Genomic DNA, 3,636 nt, shown 5'->3' with positions numbered 1-3,636 from the left:
TCTACACTTGATCCACACTCTTTCCCTACACGACGCTCTTCCGATCTGCTGATTCACTAGCCTTATAAAGTGGTTTTTTATCAAATCCAAAAATACCCGAAATAATATTATTAGGGAACCTTTTTATTGTTGTATTGTACGCTCCAACACTTGTATTATAATCCTGTCTTGCAGTACCTATTCTATTTTCGCTGCCTTCTAGTGCTACTGTTAAATCTTTAAAATTAGCACTGGATTTTAGATCTGGATACTTCTCAACAATTACTAAAAGCCTTGACACTGCACTACTAAGTTCGCCATCTGCCTTAGCTTTATCTGTTACGTTTGTTGCACCTGCAAGTTTAGCTCTAGCCTCAGCTACTTTTATAAAAATATCTTTTTCCTGAGAGGCATAACCTTTAACCGTTTCTACTAAATTAGGAATCAAATCAGATCTTCTTTGTAACTGCGTATCTATATTTCCCTCTGTTACCGTTACCTTTTGTTCTAAACTTACTATCTTATTGTAACCTCCAATAATAGGCATTATTATTACAAGAATTATGGCTGCAACAATTGTAATTGTTCTTACATTTTTACTCATTTCTATACCACCTTTTAATTTTGTATTGTGATGTATTGAATTTTTTAGATATAATAATTATTAAGTACTTGAGCATCTAATTATTAGATCAGACTTATTCTTATATTCTAAACTAGAAATTTAATCATACTACTATACTAACTTGCTATTTATTATCTAAAATTATGTATTATCTAAAAAAAAATTTGGTTACCCTTATTAAAACTTTACTATTATATTAAAAAACGCGTAAAAAAATCCCTATAATTAAATATAAGGATAGTACACTGTATATAACAAAAATAATTTATACCTCTACTCTTTAAATGCTTTAGTTTTAATAATAACAATAGTTTTTTTTATATATTCTTCTGTTTTATAATTTCCTAGTTTATTATTCATCCGAAGTAAAAGAACATTTAAGTTTAATATATCTTCATAACTTATCCCTTCTAATTCTTTAAATATTAATAAGGTCTTTTGATTTTTATTATAATCATCTATTATCAAATTACCACCTTTTTTTGATATATCTAAATAATGCGCATTTTTAATCAAAGCTTTTTCTTTATGAATGAAGGATTTATTATATAGATTTTTAACTATTACATGAACAGTAGAGGGTGACCAAAAACTTATTTCACTCAATTCACGTGATGTAACACCTGGGAATGCTGCAATTATCCATAAAGCTCTAAGTTGGGCATATGTAACATTAAACTCCTTTAGTGGTTCACTATGATTACTTTTTATGGTTAAAATGAATATTCTTAGTAAATTATATAAAGCAATCGTTTTTCTTATAATACCCACTGTATTATTGTCAAAATCCGTTACATCAATTTTTAAATTTAATTCATTTATTTTATCAATATAATCAAAAATAAATTCTTTTTTTTCTTTTATTATGATTTTTGTAAAAATATCTATAATAAAATCTAATTCTTCGCTTGAAAATAAACCTATTAAATCAAATAGGTAAATCTTGTTCTCCTTACCTTGTTTATTCACATTAATATACCAATTGCCAAGCTGTGTTAATTGGAGTTTATATAACTTTTTGTTAATTGTTTCTTCTTTAAATATTAGTTTTTTATTAATTAAAATTTTGATGATATTACTGACTGTAGGTGAACTCCAACACCCAATCCTAGCAATGTTACTAAGTGAGATTCCTGGGAACACCTTAATAATCCATAAAACTCGAAGTTGTGGTAGAGTTATACCTGAAGTCTCAACAGTCCTTGCATAATTAGATTCAATCTTTAGGAATGCATATCTTGCTAGATTATATAACGAATGTATATTTAGCAAATAGTCATTTTGCTTCATAGAATTTCCCCTTGTATGCTATTTAGCATTTATATTAGTTATTATTTTCATGTACACGTAGGCACCATAAAACATTGTACCAAAAATATTATATCAAATCAACAAAAGGATTTTCGCCTAATTCTATACATATTAATTAGTTACAAAACCTATTTATATTTAAACTAATATACGCATAAAATATAACATAGTAAATAATATTTTATTTTTACAATAAAATGTCCTATAATAGTGTAATACACTTTTAATTATAATGTTATGTTAAACCGTTACATTGATAAAATTCATACAATATAAAGGAGATTCGAAAATGATATTTTCTAGTGAGACACCAATTGAAACTATAGAAAAAGATTTGAGGTATCTTGAGCTACTAGCTAGCAATTATCCTACAATTCCAGATGCTTGTACCGAAATCATAAATTTACAAGCTATATTAAATCTTCCTAAAGGAACTGAGCATTTTCTCACAGATATTCATGGTGAGTACGAATCCTTTTCTCATGTTCTTAGAAATGCTTCTGGGGTAATTAAACGAAAAATCAACGATATTTTTGGTAATTCACTTAGAGATAGCGAAAAAAAAGAACTCGCAACCATTATATATTATCCAGAACAAAAGTTAGATATAGCAATTAGAGAAGAAGACGATATAGACGATTGGTACAAAATCACTTTTCATAAACTAATTAAAATTTGTAGAACCATTTCATCTAAATATACTATATCTAAAGTTCGAAAAGCACTACCACCAGATTTTTCATATATTATTGAGGAACTACTTCATGAACAGCAAAGCACTTTTAACAAACAAGAATATTACAATGGCATTATTCAAACCATAATTAAAATTGGAAGAGCTAAGGAATTTATAGTTGCCATTTCAAATCTGATTCAAAGGCTTACTATAGATAGGCTTCATATTCTAGGTGATATTTATGATAGAGGTCCCGGAGCACATATAATATTAGATACACTAATGAACTATCATTCTATTGATATACAATGGGGTAACCATGATATACTTTGGATGGGAGCTGCTTCTGGCTGTGAAAGCTCTATTGCTACTGTTCTTAGGATTTCAACAAGATATGCAAATTTAGATACAATCGAAGAAGGTTATGGCATTAACTTATTGCCACTAGCAACTTTCGCTCAAGATTTTTATAATGATGACCCTTGTAAGGCATTTAAACCTAAGGTTTTCCCAGAAAACAACTATGCAGATAAAGACCTTAATTTAATATCAAAAATGCATAAGGCTATAACTATAATTCAATTTAAACTTGAAGGTGAAATAATAAAAAGACGTCCTCATTATGAAATGCATTCCAGATTACTTCTTAATAAGATAGATTTTGAAAATGGCACCATTGATATTGATGGAAAACAATATCAACTAAATGATCCTAATTTTCCAACTATAGATCCGAGTGATCCTTACAAATTAACCGAAGACGAAAGACAACTTATTGATAAACTTAAATCTTCTTTCTTAAATAGTGAGAAACTCCAAAAACATATACGGTTTTTATATTCTAAGGGTAGTATGTACTTAAAATACAACTCAAATTTACTTTTTCATGGATGTATCTCACTAAATGAAGATGGCAGTTTTAAAAAAGTAAAAATAGATGACACTATTTATAGTGGAAAGTCTTATATAGATAGAACTGAGCGTTTAGCCAGAGAAGCCTATTTTGGTAAAGAAGGTTCAGCATCTAAACTTTACGCACTAGATA

2 protein-coding genes are annotated in these 3,636 nt (G+C 28.2%); one reads left to right on the top strand and one right to left on the bottom strand.

Features of this window, described 5'->3' with window-relative positions; all coding sequences use genetic code 11:
- Positions 1 to 877: 877 nt before the first annotated feature.
- Entirely contained in the window at positions 878 to 1,894 is a 1,017-nt protein-coding gene (locus tag Q0649_RS20830; protein ID WP_298846379.1) for a MarR family transcriptional regulator, read from the bottom strand.
- Positions 1,895 to 2,204: 310 nt separating this feature from the next.
- Between Q0649_RS20830 and Q0649_RS20825 the strand changes: the two genes are divergently transcribed.
- Positions 2,205 to 3,636, top strand: a 1,432-nt coding sequence (locus Q0649_RS20825) for a fructose-1,6-bisphosphatase (RefSeq protein WP_298846377.1), incomplete at its 3' end; no start/stop codon positions are given.

This window comes from uncultured Clostridium sp. (assembly GCF_937920395.1).
Lineage (GTDB): Bacteria > Bacillota > Clostridia > Clostridiales > Clostridiaceae > Clostridium_AD.
This window is presented reverse-complemented; position numbering and strand designations above follow the sequence as displayed.